We start from the raw sequence: 19852 nt of genomic DNA, 5'->3' as shown, positions 1-19852 counted from the left end.
GTCCCCCGAGCCATGTGGCAGCAGCCGACCTCGTTCTTCACCGACCACTACGAGCTGACCATGCTCCAGGCCTCCCTGCACTCGGGGGCCGCACACCGCCGTTCGGTGTTCGAGGCCTTTGCCCGCCGCCTGCCGGACGGGCGCCGCTACGGCGTGGTCGCCGGGACCGGGCGCATCCTGGAGGGGCTGGAGCACTTCAGGTTCGGCACCGAGCAGCTGGATTTCCTGGCCAACCGCCACGTCGTGGACGACACCACGCTGGAGTTCCTGCGCGGCTTCCGGTTCTCCGGCGACATCCGCGGCTATGCCGAGGGCGACCTCTACTTCCCGCACTCCCCCATCCTCACCGTCGAGTCCACGTTCGCCGAGGCCTGCATCCTGGAGACCTTCATCCTCTCGGTGCTCAACCACGATTCGGCGATCGCCTCGGCCGCCTCGCGCATGACCGCCGCGGCGGGGATCCGCCCGTGCATCGAGATGGGCTCGCGCCGCACCCAGGAGCACTCGGCCGTCGCCGCCGCCCGCGCCGCGGTGATCGCCGGGTTCCAGAGCACCTCCAACCTGGAGGCCGGGCTGCACTACGGGGTGCCGACCGTGGGCACCGCGGCCCACTCGTTCACCCTGCTGCACGATTCCGAACGCGCCGCCTTCGAGGCCCAGGTCGCCTCGATGGGCGCCGGGACCGCCCTGCTGGTGGACACCTACGACGTGGAGCAGGGCGTGCGCACCGCCGTGGAGGTCGCCGGGCCGGGCCTCGGTGCCGTGCGGTTGGATTCGGGCGACCTGGTCGACCAGGCGCGCTGGGTGCGCCGGCTGCTGGACGACCTGGGCAACCACAACACGCGCATCATGGTCACCTCCGACCTCGACGAGCACGCGATCGCCGCGCTGGCCTCGGCCCCCGTGGACTCCTACGGGGTGGGCACCGCACTGGTCACCGGGTCCGGGGCGCCGACCGCGTCGATGGTCTACAAGCTGGTCTCGCGCCAGGACGACGACGGCACCTACGTCGACGTGGCCAAGGCCTCCAAGAACAAGGCCAGCCGGGGCGGGAACAAGTACGCGCTGCGCCGGCTCAACGAGCGCGGCCGCGCCACGGCCGAGGTGATCGGCACCGGCGCACGTCCGGCCTCCGACGGCAACGACCGCGACCTGCTGGTCGACCTGGTCCGCGGCGGGGAGATCCAGCCCGGATTCACCGGACACGCGGGCCTGGAGCGCGCGGCCCAGCGCCATCGCGATAGCGTGAAGGAGATGCCCGGCCTCTCCAAGCGGTTGCAGCGCGGCGAGCCGGTCATCCCCACGGAGTTCGTGGACCACAGCTAGGCACCCGGCCCAGGCACCAGCCGCCGGGTCCGAGGAGGACAAACAGCATGGAAACCGCCCTGATCATCGTCGACGTGCAGAACGACTTCTGCGAGGGCGGCTCGCTGGGGGTTGCCGGCGGCGCGGAAACCGCCGCGGCCATCACGTCCTACCTCAGCGACAACGGCTGGAAGTACGCCGCCGTGCTGGTCACCCAGGACTGGCACATCAACCCCGGGGCGCACTTCTCCACCGAACCGGACTACCTGGACTCCTGGCCGGTGCACTGCGTCGGCGGCACCCTGGGGGCCGAACTGCACCCCGGCCTGGCCCCGGTTCTGAAGGCCGACGTCATTACGGCCTACTTCCGCAAGGGGCGCTATGAGGCCGCCTACTCCGGCTTCGAGGGGATCCTGGCCGACCCGGCCGCCGACGACCCCGCCACCGGCACCGCCGCAGAACCCGGCAAGACGGCGGATGCCCGGGAACCACTCGACGGCGCCCCCGGGGAATCACTCGCCGAATGGCTCAATGCCCGGCGCATCCACGCGCTGGACATCGTCGGGATCGCCACCGACTTCTGCGTGCGCGCCACCGCCCTGGATGCCGTGCGCGCCCGGTTCGACACCACGGTCCTGCCCCGGCTGACTGCGGCCGTGCACCGCGCCACGGTGCCCACCGTCCTGGACGAGCTGCGCCGGGCCGGCGTGACGATCGACGAGGACGCCTGACCGCCCGGCCTCCACCTGCCGCTGCCCTCAGAGGCCGCCGGAGACGCGGAGGTTCGCCCCCGTCACGTAGCTGGCTTCGGCGGACAGCAGCCAGGCCACGGCCCCGGCGATCTCGTCCGCCTCGCCGGCCCGGCCCAGCGGAACGGTCTGCGCCACGCGGGCCGGGCGCTCTGGGTCCTGGTGGAATTGCGTCCAGATCGTCCCCGGGGAGACGGCGTTGACGCGGATGCCCGGCGCCAGCTCCTTGGACAGCCCGACGGTCAAGGCGTCGACGCCGGCCTTGGCCGCCGCGTAGTGGACGTAGGTGGACGGTCCTCCCAACGTGGCCGCGATGGAGGAGATGTTGACGATCGCTCCCCCACCCGACAGCGTCAGGGAGGCCTGGGCATACTTGCAGCACGCGATGACGCCGAAGAGGTTGACGTCGAGGTCGCGTCGGATGGCCGTCAGGTCGTTGTCCTCGAGCCGGCCCACGGCAGTGGCGGCGCCGGCGTTGTTGACGACGGCCCGCACGGTCCCGAATTCGTCGGCCGCGGCGAAGAACGCCTGGACGGACGCCTCGACGGTGATGTCCACCTGGACGCAGAGGGCCCGCTGCCCCGCCGCCCGGATCTCCGCGGCCACGGCCTCGGCGGCCGCCGCATCGGCGTGGTAGCCGAGCACGACATCGCGTCCCGCTGCGGCGAGCTTGAGGCCGATGGCCCGGCCGATGCCGCGTCCGCCGCCGGTCACCACTGCCACGTCAGCTGCACTCATGCGGCCAGTCTAGCCATCGCTGACCCACCGTCCGGCAACGGGCCCGACGACCGGCCGGTAGGGCTGGTCGCCGGGCCCGGCGAAACCAGGGACTAGGCGATCGATTCGATCTCGCCGTCTTCGGGATCCGCCATGTGGGTCCGCTGCACGTTGTCCACGACGTCCTGCGGTGCCAGCCGCTGGGTCACGGCGACGAAGAACACGATGACGGTGAAGACCAAGATGACCAGTTCGCCCCAGCCGAAGCCCATCAGGTCAAGGGCTCCCTCGCCGTAGTGGCCGATCCAACTCAGCAGGGCCAGGCCCGCCATCCAGAGGATCATCCACCAGCCGGACCTCATCTGCATTGGCGGGATCTTGCTGCGGTCGCTGAAGATGTAGTGCAGGACCAGCACGATGTAGCCGATGAGCACCGCCAGGAACAGTTTCCAGTTCACGGCCCAGCCCGTCCAGTACACGATGAGGTTCGCGCACAGGAAGCCGAGGATCGGAAGCAGGTCGCCTCCGGGCAATCGGTAGGGGCGGTCCTGCGCGGGCAGTTGGCGCCGCAGGGCGGCCACGGTGACCGGTCCGCTGCCGAAGGAGAGCACCGTCCCGGTCGTGATGAAGCCGACCAGCTGCGCCCAGGAAGGGAACGGCAGGAACATGAAGCATGCGACGACAAACGTCACGATCAGTCCGATCCATGGAATGCCCCGCTTGTTCAGCCGCTGCAGACCCGCCGGTGCGTTGCCGACGCGGGCCTGGGAGTAGGACAGCCGCGGGGCCAGCGCCGTGTAGATCAGGCCGGTGTCGGCGGGCGAGATCACCGCGTCGGCATAGAGGATGATCGCCAGCCACATGGCCCCGAGCACGATCGCGATCTCCGCCCAGGGGCCGGCTTCGTCGGTGAACGACAGGCTCGACCAGCCATCGGCGAGCATGCTGTCCGGTACGGCGCCGATGAATGCCACCTGCAGCAGCACGTAGATGATGCCGGTGATCACGACGGAGCCGATCAGGGCGAACGGGACGTTCTTTTGCGGGTTCGTGGTCTCGCCGGCGAACTCGACCCCCTGCCGGAACCCCAGGTACGAAAAGACGATGCCGGCGGCCGGAAGCGCCGCGAAGATCGGTGCCGCCCCTTGGGGCATGAAACCACCGAACCGCGCCTCATGGAAGTGCCCCGGGTGGAAGGCCAGGACGCCGAGCACGACGATCACCAGGACGATGACCAGGAGCTTCCACCAGACCAGCACATTGTTGAAGCGGGCGAAGAACTTCACTCCGTACATGTTGATGATGCAGAAGACCGCCACCAGGACGATGCTGACCGCGATGCCCGGCCCGGTGAGCACGAGGGTGCCCTCGACCGTGTGCATCAGCCAGGGCAGGTAGCTCGACGCGTACTGAACGGCGGCCAGGACCTCGATGGGGACGGTGGCCGCAACTGCTAGCCACGTGATCCAGCCGCTGGTGTAGCTGGCAAACGAACCGAACGAGTAGTGGGGGAAGCGGATGACGCCGCCGGCGACGGGGAACATCACGCCCAGCTCGGCGTAGTTCAGCGCGACGATGATGATCATCACCGCACCGAGGATCCACGAGAAGATGGATGCGGGGCCGACCATGGACGCCGCTTCGAAAGCGCCGAACAACCACCCCGATCCGATGATCGAGCCTACACCGGTGAAGAGGAGCCCGATCTTCCCTATGTCTCGTTTCAGGCCCCGGTCGTGTTCGACTGTGACCTTTGTCGGTCGGGGTGCTGTTGACGACATCGGTGGCCTCTTTCGTCGTGTCTACGAAAAAATCCTTCAATCCTGCGGCTCGGTGAGGTGAGTCACCTGTGAAGTATTTACCCGCGAAATCGTCCTGTCAATGTCACCTTCGGCCAGCTTGTGGCGTGACAAACAGTGCCAAATTGGCTCAGGGGCCGTAGGGACAGGGCCTGGCAAATGTGGTGGAGCAGGTTGTCCCGGTGTCGATCGGCAGCTGGTCCCGCGCCCGCGCCGCGTGCTCACCGCCTGCCGACGAACCAGTCCTGGAGCTTGTTCAACCGCTTGTTCAGCTGGTCGGCGTTGGCCTGGGCGACGGCCGGTCCGCCACAAACCTCGCGCAGCTTGGTGTGCACCACGCCGTGGGGGGTGCCGGTGCGCGCGGCCCAGGCGGAGACGTTCTTGGAGAGCTTGCTGCGCAGTTCGGTCAGCTGCCGGTGGTCGGTGACCGACGGTTCCTCGGCGGGGGCTGCGGCACCGGTGGTCCGGCTGCGGCGGGTGACCTGTTCCTGCTGGCGTTGGCGCAACAGGACGCCGACCTGGTCGGCATCGAGCAGCCCGGGGATCCCGAGGAAATCCTGTTCGTCCTCGGAACCGAGCATGGCCCCGGTGCCGAATTCACCGCCGTCGTACAATACCCGGTCGAAGGAGGCACGCGAGTCCAGTGCCTCGAACTTCTGCTTGGAGAGCTCGTCGGAGGCCTTCTCCTCGCGGTTGGCCTCGTCCATGAGGGCTTCCTCGGGGATGAAGTCCGGGTCGTCCACGTGCTTCTCCGGCCGGTCCAGCGCGTGGTCGCGTTCGACCTCCATCTGGTTGGCCAGCACCATGAGGATCGGCACCGAGGGCAGGAACACGGAGGCGACCTCGCCGCGCTTGCGCGAGCGGACGTAGCGGCCGATGGCCTGGGCGAAGAACAGCGGGGTCGACGTCGAGGTGGCGTACACCCCCACGGCCAGGCGCGGTACGTCGACGCCCTCGGAAACCATGCGCACCGCCACCATCCACCGGTCGGTGCCCGCGGAGAAGTCCTCGATCTTCTTCGAGGCCCCGGCGTCGTCGGAGAGGATCGTGGTGACCTTCTCCCCCGTGATCCGCTTCAGCTGCGCGGCGTAGGCCTTGGCGTCGGCGTGGTCGGTGGCGATGACCAGGCCACCGGCGTCGGGGACCGTCCGGCGCACCTCGGTCAGGCGCCGGTCGGCGGCGGCCAGCACGGAGGGGATCCATTCGCCCTCGGGGTTCAGGGCGGTGCGCCAGGCGTGGGCGGTGATGTCCTTGGTGAAGCCCTCGCCGAGCTGGGCCTCCATCTCCTCGCCGGCGGAGGTGCGCCAGCGCATCTGGCCCGAGTACGCCATGAAGATCACCGGGCGGACGACGTGGTCCTTCAGCGCATCGCCATAGCCGTAGGTGTAGTCGGCCTTGGAGCGGCGGATGCCCTCGGCGTCCTCGACGTAGTCCACGAACGGGATCGCCGCGGTATCGGAGCGGAACGGGGTGCCGGTCAACGCCAGCCGCCGCACTGCCGGTTCGAACGCCTCGCGGATGCCGTCGCCCCAGCTCAGTGCGTCGCCGCCGTGGTGGATCTCGTCGAGGATGACCAGCGTGCGGGCGGCCTCGGTCTTGGCCCGGTGCAGCAGCGGCTTGCTGGCCACCTGCGCATAGGTGACGGCCACGCCGATGAAGTCGGCCCCGTGCCGGCCGTCGGAGTTCTTGAAGTTCGGATCCAGCGCCAGCCCGATGCGGGCCGCGGCGTCGGCCCACTGGCTCTTGAGGTGCTCGGTCGGGGCGACCACGGTGATCCGGTTGATGGTGCCGGCCTCGACCAGCATGGCGGCCACCCGCAGCGCGAAGGTGGTCTTGCCGGCGCCCGGGGTGGCCACCGCCAGGTAGTCCTGGGGCGCGGCAGCGAAGTACTTTTCCAGCGCCTCGGCCTGCCACTGGCGCAGTTTCGGGGCCGTACCCCAGGCCGCGCGTTCCGGGTATGCCGGTGGCATGGACTCGCCCAGACTGAACAGGGCATCGCCCACGGCCAACCTCCTCGGTTTCCTGGTGGCAGGTGGAATTGGCCGCGAACGGCCGAACGGAAGAAACCATCCTACGGCGGGCATGCCACAGGGATTCCCACCGACACGGGACGACGCCCCCGCGCCTTCCGTGGGGTCCGTCACCGCCGGCTCGGGGCGGGCGCGGACCGGGCGGCTACAACCTACTGGTCGTCGCCGCTGCCGCCGTCCTTGGGCGACTTGATGCCGTCGTACACGGCCTTGCATTCCGGGCAGACCGGGAACTTGTTCGGGTCGCGCCCGGGAACCCAGACCTTGCCGCAGAGCGCGATCACCGGTTCGCCGGTCAGGGCGGACTCCATGATCTTCTCCTTGCGCACGTAGTGCGCGAAGCGCTCGCTGTCGCCGGGTTCGACGTGCTCGCGCAGCTGCTCGCGCTCGATCGTCGCGGTGCCGCCGCCCTGGCCCGGGTCGCGGGGGTCGTTCTCAAACGGATCTGGGGGCATGCTCATGCCCCCAGTCTACCAACCTGCGCCCGGCCTAGCGGTTCAGCACGGTCGCCTGCATCAGTTCCGGGGCCCGCCGGTCGAACCAGCGCCCGCCGATCCGCAGCCCCAGCAGCAACAGCACCGTGCCCAGCACGACGCCGGTGGCCAGCACCAGCCACGCGTACAGTTCCTGCCCGGTGACGAGGTAGACGATGTGCAGCACGATCTCCGGCAGCATCAGCACCGCCGTCGAGCCGAACGTCGCCAGCTGCGTGAGCGCCATCCGTGCCCCGGCCCCCGGCGGTGTCTTCATCGGGTTGTCCCCGGGCAGCGGGACCGCGTACGTGTAGCGGGCCGACGCGACGCTGGAGACGGCCCATCCGGCCCCAAGGGCACCGAGCGCCAGGCCGAGGATCGCCGGCAGCACCGCGAGCTCGTCCATCAACACGGCCGGAAGCACGGCGGCCACCAGGACAGTGGGCACCGCGAAGACGGCGCAGGCGGCCACGCGGCCCAACCGGTCGTCGACCCCGCGCAGGCCGGTCAGCACGTGCAGCGAGAAGGCGGTGCTGTCGTAGGAGACGTCGGCGGAAATGCTGAAGGCCATGAGCACGGCGATGATCGGCGCGATGTAGAGCATTGCGGTGAAGTTGCCCTCGCGCCCGGTGACGAACCAGATGAACACCGGCACGAGCGGGACCATCACGATGCTCATCGCGTAGCGGGGGTCCTTGATCCAATAGGTGAGGCAGCGCGCGGCCACCGCGCCCCACGGCGTGGCGGGGAAGAAGCGGAACGTGCCCAGTCCCGCGACGTCGCGGGTCCCCGCGGACTGCTGGGGCGGCGTCTCCAGGGCGCGCATCAACGCCGCCTGCCAGGCCCACACCGTGGCCACCAGGTAGGTCACCGAGAGCAGCAGCCGCAGCGCGGCGATCCCCCAGGCACCGGCGGCCACGTCGCCGGGCACCGCGGCGAAGGACCCCAGCGGCGTCCAGCCCAGGACCGCCGCGGCCTCGGGCAGCCAGCCGATGCCGGCTTCGATGCCCTCCGTCGCGGTCTGGACGAGGGGCCCGAGCAGGATCAGCGGGATGAACAACACGATCATGCCGACCTCGCGGAAGCGCCGGTTGGACGTCAGCGCCGTCGCGGCGGTGACGGTCAGGCGGGAGAGGGCGAGAGCGAATAGGGCGGCGAGGACACCGCACAGCACCCCGAGCACGGCCAGGCCGGCGTTGGCCCTCCAGGCGAGCCCCTGCCCGGCGAAGAGGACCAGGGTGACCAGTCCGGGGACGCCGATGAACCCGCTGAGCAGCAGGCCGATGACCAGTTGCCTCGGCGGGATGGTGAACGAGGTGAACCGGGCCGGATCCAGGGTCAGGTCGACCCCGGCGGCCAGCACCGGGATGACGGCCCAGCCCAGGGTGACCAGCGCGACGCCGAGCACCAGGACCGTGGAGACCAGTTCCGGGGACTGGCCGCCGAGGAAGTACATCCCGACCATGACCAGCCCGGCCACGCCGAGGCCGTAGATCCCGCCGATGATGACGCCGACGAGCTGCCAGGGGCTGCGGCGGAATCCGTTGCGCAGCAGCGCCGCCTTCAGTTTCAGGAGGTGTGCAACCACGCCAGCCCACCGCCTTCGGCACGTCCGCCGACCATCTCCACGAAGGTGTCCTCCAGGCTGCCCTCGCCGCGGACCTCGTCCACGGTGCCGGAGGCCAGGAGGTTGCCGTCGGAGATGATGGCCACGTGGGAGCACATGCGCTGGACCAGGTCCATCACGTGGCTGGAGACGACGACGGTGCCCCCATGGTGGACATAGTCGGCCAGGATGTCCCGGATGTTCGCCGCAGACACCGGGTCCACGGCCTCGAAGGGCTCGTCCAAAACCAGAACGCGCGGGGAATGGATCAGGGCGGTGGCCAACGCGATCTTCTTGGTCATGCCTGCCGAGTAGTCCACGACCAGCTTCCCGCCGGCGTCCTCCAGGTCCAGCACGCGCAGCAGGTCATCGGTGCGCTGGCCCACCGTGGCGGCGTCCATGCCCCGCAGCAGCCCCGAATAGGTGACCAGCTGCCGGCCGCTGAGCCGGTCGAAGAGCCGCACCCCGTCTGCGAGCACGCCCAGCAGCGACTTGGCGCCCAGGGTGTCCTGCCAGACGTCGACGCCGTGGATCCAGGCCTGTCCGGCATCGGGCCGGAGCATGCCGGTGGCCATGGACAGCGCGGTCGTCTTGCCGGCGCCGTTCGGGCCCACCAGCCCGTAGAACGATCCCGCGGGGACGTCGAGGCTGATGCCGTTCACGGCGATCTTCTGGCCGAAGCGCTTGCCCAGGCCGCGCAGGCTGATGGCAGGGGCCACCTGCTGGTCGAGTTCGGAGTTCATGCTTCGAACCTAGCAGCGGGCCCGCGGCCCGGGCATCATCCTTGCGGCTGAATCCGGCCCGTCAGCCCTGGGGGGTACGACCTCTAGAACAGGACGCGGGCCAAGCGCTGGCGCGACTTCGTGACGCGTTCGTCCTGCGTGCCGACGACGGCGTAGAGGGAGACCAGGCGCGCGCGGATGCGTTCGCGGTCCTCCCCCGTGGTCCGCCCGACGAGCGAGACCAACCGGGCGAAGGCGTCCTCGACGTGGCCGCCGAGGACGTCCAGGTCGGCGACGGCGAGCTGCTCGTCGATGCCCTCGGGGTACTGGGCTGCCGCGTCGCGGACGGCCTGCAGGTCCGCATCGGCGGTCCGGCGCAGCAATTCGACGTGTTGCAGTCCGGTCTGGGCCTCGTCGTCGTTGGGCTTCTCGGCCAGTGCCTTGCGGTAGGCGGCGATGGCGCCGTCGTAGTCGCCGGCATCGATGGCGTCCAGGGCCTCCTGGTGCAGTGGCGGAACCGGCTGTTCGGCCGGTTCGCCGCCGAAGGCGGGAACGGTTCCCGTCACGCCGTGCTGGACACCGAGCTGGAGGAGTTCCTGCAGGAGCGAGGAGATCTGCTCCGGTGCCGCGGCCCCCTGGAACAAGGGGACGGGCTGGCCGTTAAGCAACGCGACAACCGAGGGGACCTGCTGGACCCGGAATGCCTGGGCAATGGCCGGCTCCCGGTCGGTATCCACCAGCGCCAGGACCAGGCGTCCGGCGTAGCCGTCGACGAGGTCGCGCAGGGTGGCGTCGAGCTGGGCCGAGGCCGGGGAGGCGCCGGTCCCGAGCGAGACGACGACCGGGGCGGTGCTGGAGAGCTGCACCAGTTGGGTGAAGTCCTGCTGGTTCACCGCCGTCGTCCAGGTGGACCCACCGGCGGGTGCACCGGACGCCGCGGCGGGCATGCCCGCCGCGGGGTTCTGGGCGCCGAGTCCGGACAGGTCCACGGCGCCGCGGCTGGAAGCTGCTGCTGGTTCGGAATTGCTCATGTCCCTACCTTATGGTCTGGCCCGGCCGGGGGCCGAACGGCTGCCCCGCCCCGGCGCCTTACTTCAGCTTGGCCGAGAGCAGCAGGGACTCCGCGGCGATGAGGCGGATCTTGTCTTTGCTGTCGTCGGCCGGGATGTAGAACACGACGGGCTCGGCGTACTTGATGTCCACGCCTTCGCGGCTGCTCGTGCCGCCGGCGAGCTTGGCGCTGGCGTCATCGAGCTTGACGGTGCCGCCCTCTTCCTTCGGCGTCGCGGACATCGTGCTGGTCATGTAGGCGCTGACGAGGGCCCCGCCGTTCGGCGTGGAGAGCACGTGCAGCGACTTCTCGTCGACTTCGCGCTTGTACTTGATCTTGGCGTCCTTGTTCGCCTTGACCAGCGCGGCCTGCTCGTCATGGGTCGAGGTGATGAACGGGCTCTTGGCGAATTCGTCCTTCTTCTTCGACTTCGGGTCCCCCAGGTAGGCGGCCAGGTCGCGGGCGGCGGTCAGCGGGGCCACGGCGACCGAATCGTCCTTGGCGCCCAGGGTGCGGATGGAGGGGTCACCCACGGCGATGCCGGGGAATTCGGAGCCGGACATCATGGTGACCGCGTTGACGAGCTCGTAGTTCGAGCGCGGGTCCTCCTGCTTCAGGACCAGCACCTGCGGGTTCCGCTTGGCTTCCTGGTCGCCGGTGACGACCATGAGGGTCCGCGGCCAGTCGGTGGAGGTGGTCACGGCTGCCGAACGCAGCGGCGCCGCGACGACCGGGTCCGGCGCCGGGACCTTCACGTCGTCGCTGCGCTGGGAGTAGTTCACCTTGCGCAGGGCCAGGGCGCGGTCCCCGACCCGGGAGGTGAGCTTCTTGGCGTCCTTGGCCTTGTCGCCCGCGGCCACCGTGTCGGCAACCGACTCGAGGATGCGGTCGAGCTGTTCCGGCTGGACGACCGGGTAGGCATCGCCCTCGGTGTCCGTGGGATCCGAGACCGCGGCCGATCCGGAGGCCGAATCCGCGGGGGCCGCCGATGCCGGAACGGCCGGCACCAGGACCAGGGCCACAGCCGTGAGGACCGCGGCCGTGCGCTTGAGCGCCGGGGATCCCGCACCCGGCCCGCCGGCCGGGGTGCCCGGGCCCGATCCGGCTCCGGTGGTGCCGGTGACCTGGGGGTCCCGCGGCCTGCGCCCGGCGACCAGCAGCGAGGCGATGCCGAAGACGACCAGCAGCGCGCCGACGATGATCAGCGGGATGGAGAAGGGGGCCGAGGCGTCGTTTTCCCAGGAGACGGTGACCTGTGTCGGTGCCGGCTGCTTGCCGTCGGCGGCGAGCAGGAGCGACCAGTCGCCGTCGGCGGGTTCGGTCCAGCGGTGCACCAGATGCGAATCGGCCGACTCCGAGGCGACCCAGAGGTCGGAGCCCTTGGGGTTGGGGACCTTGGCCTCGCCGTCGACGTGTTCGGCCGTCAGGGCCATCGTGTCGGAATCGATGCCGGAAATGGTGTTGTGCGCTGCCTTGCCGACCCACGCGTCCACGTCGGCCGAGCGGCCCAGGGCGGCGGTGAACTGGCCGTCCGCCTCGATCGTGACGTCGACCGGGCGTTCCTGGTCGGTGGCGATCCCGGGACCGATCACGGTGACGGGGGCGTCCTCCAGGTCCGTTTGGACCGTTGCCGTCGCGATCTCGGGCGGCGCCCAGAAGGTCCGCTGGCCGATGCCCACCACGAGCGCCAGGGCGCCCAGCAGGATGGAGATCGCCGCAATGATGATTCGCACTAAAATACACCTAACAAAATGGGGGTCGATGGATCGGCCTCGGCGCGCCCGGGCATGATCCGTCCCGGTCCGCACTTCAATGATAACGAACCGGTTACCGCAGCGGTTCCCCGTTGTGTCCGGTGCCACGATGCACGACGCTGCGCCTCCGTGCGCGAGGTGCGGCGGCGCGTCCCGCCCGGCGGGTAGGCTCGATGCGTGAAGACCGAGAGCAACGCCGCCCCGGACGGGAACGAGCCCGAGCGCCGCCCGTCCGCTCCCGGACACGACGGTGCGGCCTCCCCCGGCACCCCGGTCTCCCCCGCGGCGCCGGTGCCTGCCGAACCCCCGCACGACGGCCAGCCGGTTTCCGCAGCGCAACGGCCCTCCGGTGCGGACGGCGAGCGTCCCCCGGCGGGGGCACCGTCGTCGTTCGGGGCCCGCGTGCGCGCCCTGCTGCGGCGGGCCCGCCCCGTTCCCATCGCCCCGGCACCCGAGGCCCCGGACGACCTCGATCCGATCGACACGACCCCGGGGGTCCACCACCCGATCTTCACCGGGTTCATGATCAGCATCGGGGTCGGGCTGGCGCTGCTGCTGTACTTCATCCTCACCAACGTCGGCTCGCTGCTGGTCTGGATCGCGATCGCCCTGTTCATCGCCCTGGGGCTCGAGCCGATCGTGCGGTTCCTCGAGCGCCACGGCCTCCCGCGGCCGCTGGGCGTGCTGGCGGCGATCCTGTTGCTGGCCGCCGTCTTCGGCGGAGTCGTCGGCACGCTGGTGCCCACCATCGTGCGCCAGACCACCGCGTTCGTGGAGAAGGCGCCGGACTTCGTGGACAGCTTCCTGAATTCGGAGTTCTTCACCACCATCGACGACCAGTTCCAGGTCCGCGAACGCATCACCGAGGAGGTCGACAAGTTCTTCCAGAACTCCGACGCCGTCGGCGGGGTCTTCGGCGGCGTGATCGGCGTCGGCTCGGTGGTGGCCCAGGGCATGTTCGGCACGCTGATCGTGCTGGTGCTGGCCGTCTACATCCTGGCCTCGCTGCCCGGGCTCAAGGCCTGGTGCTATCGGCTGGCCCCGCGCTCGAAGCGCGAACGCGTCCAGGTCCTCTCCGAGCAGATCACCAACAGCGTGGGCAACTACGTCATGGGCCAGGCCGTGGTGGCGTTGCTGAACGCGCTCTACGCCTTCATCGTGATGAGCATCGTCGGGGTGCCGTACTCGCTGCTGCTCTCGATGGTGGTGGCCCTGCTGGCCTTCATCCCGCTGGTCGGGGCGGTGATCGCCGGGATCCTGGTGTCGCTGATCGCCCTGACGGTCGGCTGGGAGACGGCGGTGGTCTACGCCATCTTCTATTTCGGCTACCTGCAATTCGAGGCCTACTTCATCTCCCCGCGCATCATGCAGCGCACCGTGGCGGTCCCCGGGGCCGTGGCCGTGATCGCGGTGATCGCCGGCGGGGCGCTGCTGGGGGTCGTGGGCGCGCTGATGGCCATCCCGCTGGCCGCCTCGGCGATGCTGCTGATCCGCGAGGTCTTCATGGCCCGCCAGGAGCGGCTGTAGCGCAGGGCCCCCGGATCGGGCGGCGGGGACGGACGGCAATGCCGGCGGCGATGCCCGCTCAGTAGCGGAAGCTGCGCCCGGTCCAGCACTTCAGGTGCCAGTGGCGCCGCCCAGCGGCCGAGGCCTCGTCGCCGCTCCAATGGTCCGCCCGCCAGGCCACGATGTGCTCGACCCCGGGGTCGATGGCACGGTGGCATCCCGGGCAGGTATAGCTCTTCCCCGCGCGGGCGGCGGAGATCCTGCGGACGTGCCACTGCCCGTCGGGGGCGTTCTGCAGCGACGGGATGGACAACCCGGGGCCGCGGAGGCCGTCGTCGTCCTCCTCCCGCGGCCTGCCGGCGGAGGACCACTTGCCCGGCCTTGCCGGACGGGTGGGGCGGCGGGGGCGGTTCGAGCGGGGCATGTTCCGGATCGTATCGTCTTGGGCACCCGAGGCGGGAATGCCCGGGCACCGTGCGGGCGGTAGAGTGCTGGATGTGCGTTTAGTGATAGCCCGTTGCTCAGTCGACTACCTGGGCCGTCTGCGTGCCCACCTTCCCCTGGCGACCCGCCTGCTCGTGGTCAAGGCCGATGGCTCCGTCCTCATCCATTCCGACGGCGGTTCCTACAAGCCGCTGAACTGGATGAGCCCGCCCGCGACGATGCACGTCGCCCCCGCGGACGAGGACGCCGCTGCCGAGGGCGTGCAGGAGACCTGGCGGGTCCAGCATGCCAAGAGCGATGACCACCTGGTGATCCGGATCCACGAGATCCAGCACGATTCCAGCCACGAACTCGGCATCGACCCCGGCCTGGTCAAGGATGGCGTCGAGGCGGACCTGCAGCGCCTGCTGGCCGAGCAGATCCATGTCCTCGGCGAGGGCTTCCGGCTCGTCCGCCGCGAATACATGACCGCCATCGGACCGGTCGACATCCTGGCCCGGGACGCCAGCGGTGCCACCGTGGCCATCGAGCTCAAGCGCCGGGGCGACATCGACGGCGTCGAGCAGCTCACCCGCTACCTGGAACTGATGAACCGCGATCCCCTGCTGGCACCGGTCCGCGGGGTCTTCGCCGCCCAGCAGATCAAGCCGCAGGCCAGGACCCTGGCCACCGACCGGGGCATCGAATGCCTCACCCTGGACTACGACGCCATGCGCGGCGTCGACGACAGCGCCTCGCGGCTTTTCTGAGCCGCGGACCGGCCCGTACCTAGGTGCGCCGCGGGGCAGAACCTATGCTGGAGCCATGACTTCCACCGAGGAACCCACCCGCCTGTACCTGAGTGGCCGGGCCGTCACCAGCGGAACCACCATCGACGAGGCCGTCCTGGCCTTCGAGGGGGACCGCATCGCCTTCATCGGCACGCAGGACGAGTTCGCCGCCTGGCCCGACGCCGGGGCCTACTCGGAGGTCCGCATCCCGAACGGGGCGACCCTCCTGCCCGGCCTGGTGGACGTGCACTGCCATGGGGCGGCCGGCGCCGATTTCCCCAGCGCCGATGGCGAGGCGGCCGAGCGGGCCATCCGCTACCTGCATGCCTCGGGAACGACGACGTTGCTCGCCAGCCTGGTCACCGCTGATCGCCAGGAGATGCTGCGCGCGGCCGAGGTCCTGGCCCCGCTGGCCGAACGCGAGCTGCTCGCCGGAATCCACGCGGAAGGACCGTTCCTCTCCTCCGCACGGTGCGGCGCCCAGGACCCGGCGTTCCTCACGTCCCCGGATCCCGACTTCGTCGACGAACTGGTCGCCAGCGCCCGCGGCCAGCTGCGCACCATGACGTATGCGCCCGAGCTGGCCGGCTCGGACGCCCTCGTCGAGCAATTGGTCTCCCACGGGGTCCTGCCGTCGGTCGGCCATACCGACGCGGATGCCGAGACCGTCACGGCGTCGATCGAGGTCGCCGTCGAGGAACTCTCATCGGCCGGCTTCGACGGGTACACCGAGCGCGCCACGGTGACCCACCTGTTCAACGGCATGCCCCCGCTGCACCACCGCTCCCCCGGACCGGTCGCCGCATGCCTGCAGGCGGCGGCCCAGGGCCAGGCAGTCCTCGAGATCATCGCGGACGGCGTCCACGTGGATCCGGCCACGGTTCGGATGCTCTTTGCGCTGCTCGGGCCGGAGGCGATCGTCCTGGTCACCGATTCAATGGCCGCGACGGGCCTGGCCGACGGCGAGTACGCCCTCGGCCCACAGCAGGTCGTCGTCTCCGACGGCGCGGCCCGGCTGGCGGACGGCGGTTCGCTGGCCGGCGGCATCGCCACCCTGCTGGACGTGGTCCGCCACACCGTCGAGAGCGGCGTGCCGCTGGAGCAGGCGGTGCTCTCCGCGACATCGGTCCCGGCCGAACTCGTCGGCCTGGCGGACGAGGTCGGTGCGCTGCGCGTCGGCTTCAGTGCCGATGCCCTCGTCGTGGACCGTCACCTGCGCCTGGTCTCCGTCTTCCGCGACGGGCTCCAGCTGGAGGCAATCCCTGCCTGATCAGCACGGCGGGGAAATTCGGCGTTGAATACCTCACGTTGATGTGTGATGATCAACTCAGTCTTTGTGTTGGTCATGTTCATGCCCGCAAAGCAGGTTGCGGGTGTGGAGCGTCACCGGCCTTGGCCGGCCTCTTCCCACTTGGGTACCGCCCGGTCCTGGCAAGGAGCCTCGACCGGTTAGTTGCACATCTATGAGGAGATATACATGGCGCAGGGCACCGTGAAGTGGTTCAACGCTGAAAAGGGGTTCGGCTTCATTACGCCGGACGACGCCGACGGCGATGTCTTTGTCCACTACTCGGAAATCCAGAGCAACGGCTTCCGCACGCTGGAGGAAAACCAGCGTGTCGAATTCGAGATCGGCCAGGGGGCCAAGGGTCCCCAGGCCACGGGAGTCGTCGGAATATAACCGGTCGTTGGACGGCCCCGCCGCCCAGCGCCGCCGGAACAACGATGGCGCGCATCCTTCGGGATGCGCGCCATCGTGCTGTGTCGGCCCGGGTGGCTTACCGCCAGGTACCGACGCCGGCCACGGGGCCGGCCTCGACCCAGCTGCGCAGGCCGGTGTAGGAGCCGTAGTCCATGGCCAGGAGGATCGGTTCGCCACCGTCCGACAGGGAGACGACAACGGCGCCGGGCTGGATCCTGGTCCGTTCGTCCGGCTCCGCCTCGCGCCACCCGTTGATCTGCAGGGCCGTGCGGACAAACCGGTTCCGCGGCACCGGGGTGACGGAGAGCCAACGGAGGAATTCCAGCTCGGTCTCCGTATAACGACAAACCCCCATCATCCACTTCCCGGAGGTGGTGGAGATGGAGGCGTCAAACGTGCCAAGGGCGCGCCGCAACTGGTGGCGGCGCACCCCCATGGCACCCAGCATCATGATCAGCAGTAGCAGGGCTACCGCCAGGATGATTACGGGAATGCCCAACTCGTTCAATGGCGGACTATCGGTTTCCTGCCGTGGCGGACTCGTCCAGCTGCGCATTGTCAGCCACGATGACGACCCGGTCCTTGTCGACCGAGAAGAAGCCGCCCTCAGACTGGACCGTGATCCGCGAACCGCTGGTCGGCTCGATGGCCAACTCCCCGGGCGCGAGGATCGCCAGGACGGGGCTGTGCCCCGGCATGACGCCGATCTCGCCATCGCTGGTGCGTGCCTTGACCAGGCTCGCCGCACCGGACCACACGAAGTGGTCCGCTGCGACGATTTCGACTTCGAGTTCGGCCATGGCTACTTGCCCTGGATTTCGGCCCACTGGCGCTCGACATCGTCGAGTCCGCCAATGTTGAAGAAGGCCTGCTCGGCGATGTGGTCGAGGTCGCCGTCGCAGATGGCCTTGAAGCCCTCGATGGTGTCCTTGATCGACACGGTCGAACCCTCGACACCGGTGAACTGCTTGGCGGTGTAGGTGTTCTGCGACAGGAACTGCTGGATGCGGCGGGCACGGGAGACGACGATCTTGTCCTCTTCCGAGAGCTCGTCGACACCCAGGATCGCGATGATGTCCTGGAGTTCCTTGTTCTTCTGCAGGATCGACTTCACGCGCACGGCGGTGTCGTAGTGCTCCTGGCCCACGTACTGCGGGTCCAGGATGCGCGACGTCGACGTCAGCGGGTCGATGGCAGGGTACAGGCCACGGGAGGCGATTTCACGGGAGAGTTCCGTGGTCGCATCCAGGTGCGCGAACGTCGTCGCCGGGGCCGGGTCGGTGTAGTCATCCGCGGGGACGTAGATGGCCTGCATCGAGGTGATGGAGTGGCCCTTCGTGGAGGTGATGCGCTCCTGAAGGGTGCCCATCTCGTCCGCCAGGTTCGGCTGGTAGCCCACAGCCGAGGGCATGCGGCCCAGCAGGGTCGACACCTCGGAACCGGCCTGGGTGAAGCGGAAGATGTTGTCGATGAACAGCAGCACGTCCTGATTCTGCACATCGCGGAAGTACTCCGCCATGGTCAGGGCGGACAGGGCCACGCGCAGGCGCGTTCCCGGCGGCTCATCCATCTGGCCGAAGACCAGGGCGGTGTCCTTCAGGACCCCTGATTCTTCCATTTCGACCCAGAGGTCGTTGCCTTCACGGGTGCGCTCACCCACGCCGGCGAACACCGAGGTGCCACCGAAGTTGCGGGCCACACGGGTGATCATTTCCTGGATCAGCACGGTCTTGCCAACGCCGGCGCCACCGAACAGACCGATCTTGCCGCCCTGGATGTACGGGGTCAGGAGGTCGATCGACTTGATGCCGGTCTCGAGGATCTCGGTCGAGGACTCCAGGCTGGCGAACTCCGGTGCCTTGCGGTGGATGGGCCAGCGCTCGCTGATCTCCAGCTCCGAGGCAGGCACGTCCAGCGGCTCGCCGAGGACGTTGAAGATGTGGCCCTTGACGCCGTCACCGACGGGGACGGAGATCGAGGCGCCGGTGTCCTGGACGACGGCGCCGCGGACGAGTCCGTCGGTGGCCTGCAGGGAGATGGCGCGCACGAGGTTGTCGCCGAGGTGCTGGCTGGTTTCGAAGGTGACCGTGTGCGTCTCACCATTGAGCGTGATGTCGGCGGTCAGGGCGTTGTACATGGCGGGAAGGGCATCGGCCGGGAATTCGACGTCGACGACCGGACCGATGACGCGTGCGATGCGCCCGGTTGCACCCGGGGCTGCGGCAGCGGTTCCCTGCTCGTTAAGTTGGGCAGTCATCTCTCTCACTTCGCTTGTATCTAGAGCGTGGGGGTAAAGGGTGATCGGCCGGCTGCTACGCGCTGAGCGCGTCTGCGCCTGCCACGATTTCCGACAGTTCCTGGGTGATCTCGGCCTGGCGGGCGTTGTTCCGAAGTCGCGTGTACTTCTTGATCAGCTCGTTGGCGTTGTCACCGGCGGCCTTCATCGCGCGCTGGCGTGCTGCCAGTTCGGATGCGGCCGCCTGCAGCAGGGCTGCAAAGATGCGGGACTCGATGTAACGCGGCAGGAGTGCGTCCAGGACCTGTTCGGGTTCGGGCTCGTACTCATACAGCGGCAGCAGGTCGTTTTCCTGGGCCACTTCCTCCTCCACGACTTCCAGGGGGAGCAACCGGATGACGGTTGGTTCCTGGACGACCATGGACTTGAACTGCGTGTAGACGACGTGGATCTCCTCCACACCGCCTTCCTCGTACGGCGTGTTGAAGGCCTCCAGCAGCACCTCGCCGATCTCGCGGGCCGTCTCGAACTTCGGTGCGTCGGTATCCCCGGTCCACACCCGCGCGTATTCGCGGTTGCGGAAGTCGAAGTACGCCTGCGCCTTGCGTCCGACGACGTAGGTGCTGACTTCCTTCCCCTCGCCGTGCAGCAATTCGATCAGGGCTTCGGCCTGCTTGATGGCGCTGACCGAGTAGGCACCGGCCAGGCCACGGTCGGAGGTCATTACCAGCACTGCCGAGCGGCGGATCTGCTCCGGCTCGGTGGTCAGCGGGTGATCGACCTCGGACTGGGACGCGACGGCAGAAACGGCACGGGTAATCGCACGGGCGTACGGCAGCGAGGCCGAAACCCGGCTCCGGGCCTTGCCGATGCGGGAAGTGGCGATCAGTTCCATCGCCTTGAAGATCTTGCCCATCGACGACGTCGAGGCGATCTTCTGGCGGTAGACCCGAATCTGGGCTCCCATGTTTATCCTTTCCTAGTCCGC

The 19852-nt window shown here is 69.0% G+C and carries 19 protein-coding genes; 6 read left to right on the top strand and 13 right to left on the bottom strand.

What is annotated here, in order from left to right; all coding sequences use genetic code 11:
* Positions 1 to 12: 12 nt before the first annotated feature.
* The gene (locus AB8M85_RS14335) at positions 13 to 1326 is read left to right on the top strand and encodes a nicotinate phosphoribosyltransferase (RefSeq protein ID WP_372699513.1); all 1314 of its coding nucleotides are present in this window, start codon (positions 13 to 15) and stop codon (positions 1324 to 1326) included.
* Positions 1327 to 1373: 47 nt separating this feature from the next.
* On the top strand, positions 1374 to 2036 hold the full coding sequence (locus AB8M85_RS14330; RefSeq protein WP_372699512.1) for an isochorismatase family protein: 663 nt from the start codon (positions 1374 to 1376) through the stop codon (positions 2034 to 2036).
* A gap of 27 nt (positions 2037 to 2063) precedes the next feature.
* On the opposite strand, the gene AB8M85_RS14325 is transcribed toward AB8M85_RS14330, so the two are convergent.
* The 8 genes from AB8M85_RS14325 to AB8M85_RS14290 all read right to left on the bottom strand — a co-directional run bounded on the left by AB8M85_RS14325 (position 2064) and on the right by AB8M85_RS14290 (position 12185).
* On the bottom strand, positions 2064 to 2792 hold the full coding sequence (locus AB8M85_RS14325; protein WP_372699511.1) for an SDR family NAD(P)-dependent oxidoreductase: 729 nt from the start codon (positions 2790 to 2792) through the stop codon (positions 2064 to 2066).
* Between the two features lie 92 nt (positions 2793 to 2884).
* The gene (locus AB8M85_RS14320) at positions 2885 to 4552 is read right to left on the bottom strand and encodes an APC family permease (RefSeq protein WP_372699510.1); all 1668 of its coding nucleotides are present in this window, start codon (positions 4550 to 4552) and stop codon (positions 2885 to 2887) included.
* A 239-nt stretch (positions 4553 to 4791) separates the two neighbouring features.
* On the bottom strand, positions 4792 to 6540 hold the full coding sequence (locus tag AB8M85_RS14315; RefSeq protein ID WP_372699541.1) for a DEAD/DEAH box helicase: 1749 nt from the start codon (positions 6538 to 6540) through the stop codon (positions 4792 to 4794).
* Positions 6541 to 6752: 212 nt separating this feature from the next.
* The gene (locus AB8M85_RS14310) at positions 6753 to 7061 is read right to left on the bottom strand and encodes a DUF3039 domain-containing protein (protein WP_372699509.1); all 309 of its coding nucleotides are present in this window, start codon (positions 7059 to 7061) and stop codon (positions 6753 to 6755) included.
* Between the two features lie 28 nt (positions 7062 to 7089).
* Positions 7090 to 8661, bottom strand: a complete 1572-nt coding sequence (locus AB8M85_RS14305) for a transporter (protein ID WP_372699508.1) — start codon at positions 8659 to 8661, stop codon at positions 7090 to 7092.
* A complete protein-coding gene (locus AB8M85_RS14300) occupies positions 8643 to 9422 on the bottom strand; it encodes an ABC transporter ATP-binding protein (protein WP_372699507.1) in 780 nt (259 codons plus the stop codon). The genes AB8M85_RS14305 and AB8M85_RS14300 overlap by 19 nt, the downstream gene beginning before the upstream one ends.
* Before the next feature lie 83 nt (positions 9423 to 9505).
* On the bottom strand, positions 9506 to 10432 hold the full coding sequence (locus tag AB8M85_RS14295; protein WP_372699506.1) for a tetratricopeptide repeat protein: 927 nt from the start codon (positions 10430 to 10432) through the stop codon (positions 9506 to 9508).
* 58 nt (positions 10433 to 10490) lie between these two features.
* Positions 10491 to 12185, bottom strand: a complete 1695-nt coding sequence (locus AB8M85_RS14290; RefSeq protein ID WP_372699505.1) for a hypothetical protein — start codon at positions 12183 to 12185, stop codon at positions 10491 to 10493.
* Between the two features lie 198 nt (positions 12186 to 12383).
* Between AB8M85_RS14290 and AB8M85_RS14285 the strand changes: the two genes are divergently transcribed.
* Positions 12384 to 13733 carry an AI-2E family transporter gene (locus tag AB8M85_RS14285; RefSeq protein ID WP_372699504.1) on the top strand — a complete coding sequence of 450 codons (1350 nt, stop codon included), beginning with the start codon at positions 12384 to 12386 and terminating at the stop codon, positions 13731 to 13733.
* Positions 13734 to 13791: 58 nt separating this feature from the next.
* Here the strand turns inward: AB8M85_RS14285 and AB8M85_RS14280 are convergent, their stop codons facing one another.
* A complete protein-coding gene (locus AB8M85_RS14280) occupies positions 13792 to 14136 on the bottom strand; it encodes a hypothetical protein (protein ID WP_372699503.1) in 345 nt (114 codons plus the stop codon).
* Between the two features lie 73 nt (positions 14137 to 14209).
* Here AB8M85_RS14280 and nucS point away from each other — a divergent pair, with 73 nt between their 5' ends.
* From nucS to AB8M85_RS14265, 3 genes are all read left to right on the top strand, one after another.
* The gene (nucS, locus tag AB8M85_RS14275) at positions 14210 to 14905 is read left to right on the top strand and encodes an endonuclease NucS (RefSeq protein WP_372699502.1); all 696 of its coding nucleotides are present in this window, start codon (positions 14210 to 14212) and stop codon (positions 14903 to 14905) included.
* Positions 14906 to 14960: 55 nt separating this feature from the next.
* Positions 14961 to 16196 (top strand): N-acetylglucosamine-6-phosphate deacetylase, encoded by a 1236-nt coding sequence (locus AB8M85_RS14270; RefSeq protein WP_372699501.1) that lies wholly within the window; start codon positions 14961 to 14963, stop codon positions 16194 to 16196.
* 207 nt (positions 16197 to 16403) lie between these two features.
* Complete coding sequence (locus tag AB8M85_RS14265; RefSeq protein WP_372699500.1) at positions 16404 to 16607, top strand: cold-shock protein; 204 nt, start codon at positions 16404 to 16406, stop codon at positions 16605 to 16607.
* A gap of 97 nt (positions 16608 to 16704) precedes the next feature.
* Here the strand turns inward: AB8M85_RS14265 and AB8M85_RS14260 are convergent, their stop codons facing one another.
* Genes AB8M85_RS14260 through AB8M85_RS14245 form a run of 4 tightly spaced genes read right to left on the bottom strand, consistent with a single transcriptional unit; the run spans position 16705 to position 19831 of the window.
* A complete protein-coding gene (locus AB8M85_RS14260; RefSeq protein WP_372699499.1) occupies positions 16705 to 17136 on the bottom strand; it encodes a DUF2550 domain-containing protein in 432 nt (143 codons plus the stop codon).
* A 7-nt stretch (positions 17137 to 17143) separates the two neighbouring features.
* Positions 17144 to 17428, bottom strand: a complete 285-nt coding sequence (locus AB8M85_RS14255) for a F0F1 ATP synthase subunit epsilon (RefSeq protein WP_372699498.1) — start codon at positions 17426 to 17428, stop codon at positions 17144 to 17146.
* A gap of 2 nt (positions 17429 to 17430) precedes the next feature.
* Positions 17431 to 18885: a F0F1 ATP synthase subunit beta gene (atpD, locus tag AB8M85_RS14250; protein ID WP_372699497.1), complete on the bottom strand. Its 1455-nt coding sequence runs from the start codon at positions 18883 to 18885 to the stop codon at positions 17431 to 17433.
* Positions 18886 to 18940: 55 nt separating this feature from the next.
* On the bottom strand, positions 18941 to 19831 hold the full coding sequence (locus AB8M85_RS14245) for a F0F1 ATP synthase subunit gamma (RefSeq protein ID WP_372699496.1): 891 nt from the start codon (positions 19829 to 19831) through the stop codon (positions 18941 to 18943).
* Positions 19832 to 19852 lie beyond the last annotated feature (21 nt).

The sequence above is a fragment of the Arthrobacter sp. JSM 101049 genome, assembly GCF_041679245.1.
GTDB lineage: Bacteria > Actinomycetota > Actinomycetes > Actinomycetales > Micrococcaceae > Arthrobacter_H.
Note: the sequence above shows the minus strand (reverse complement) of the source record. Positions and strands in the feature narration are given on the sequence as shown.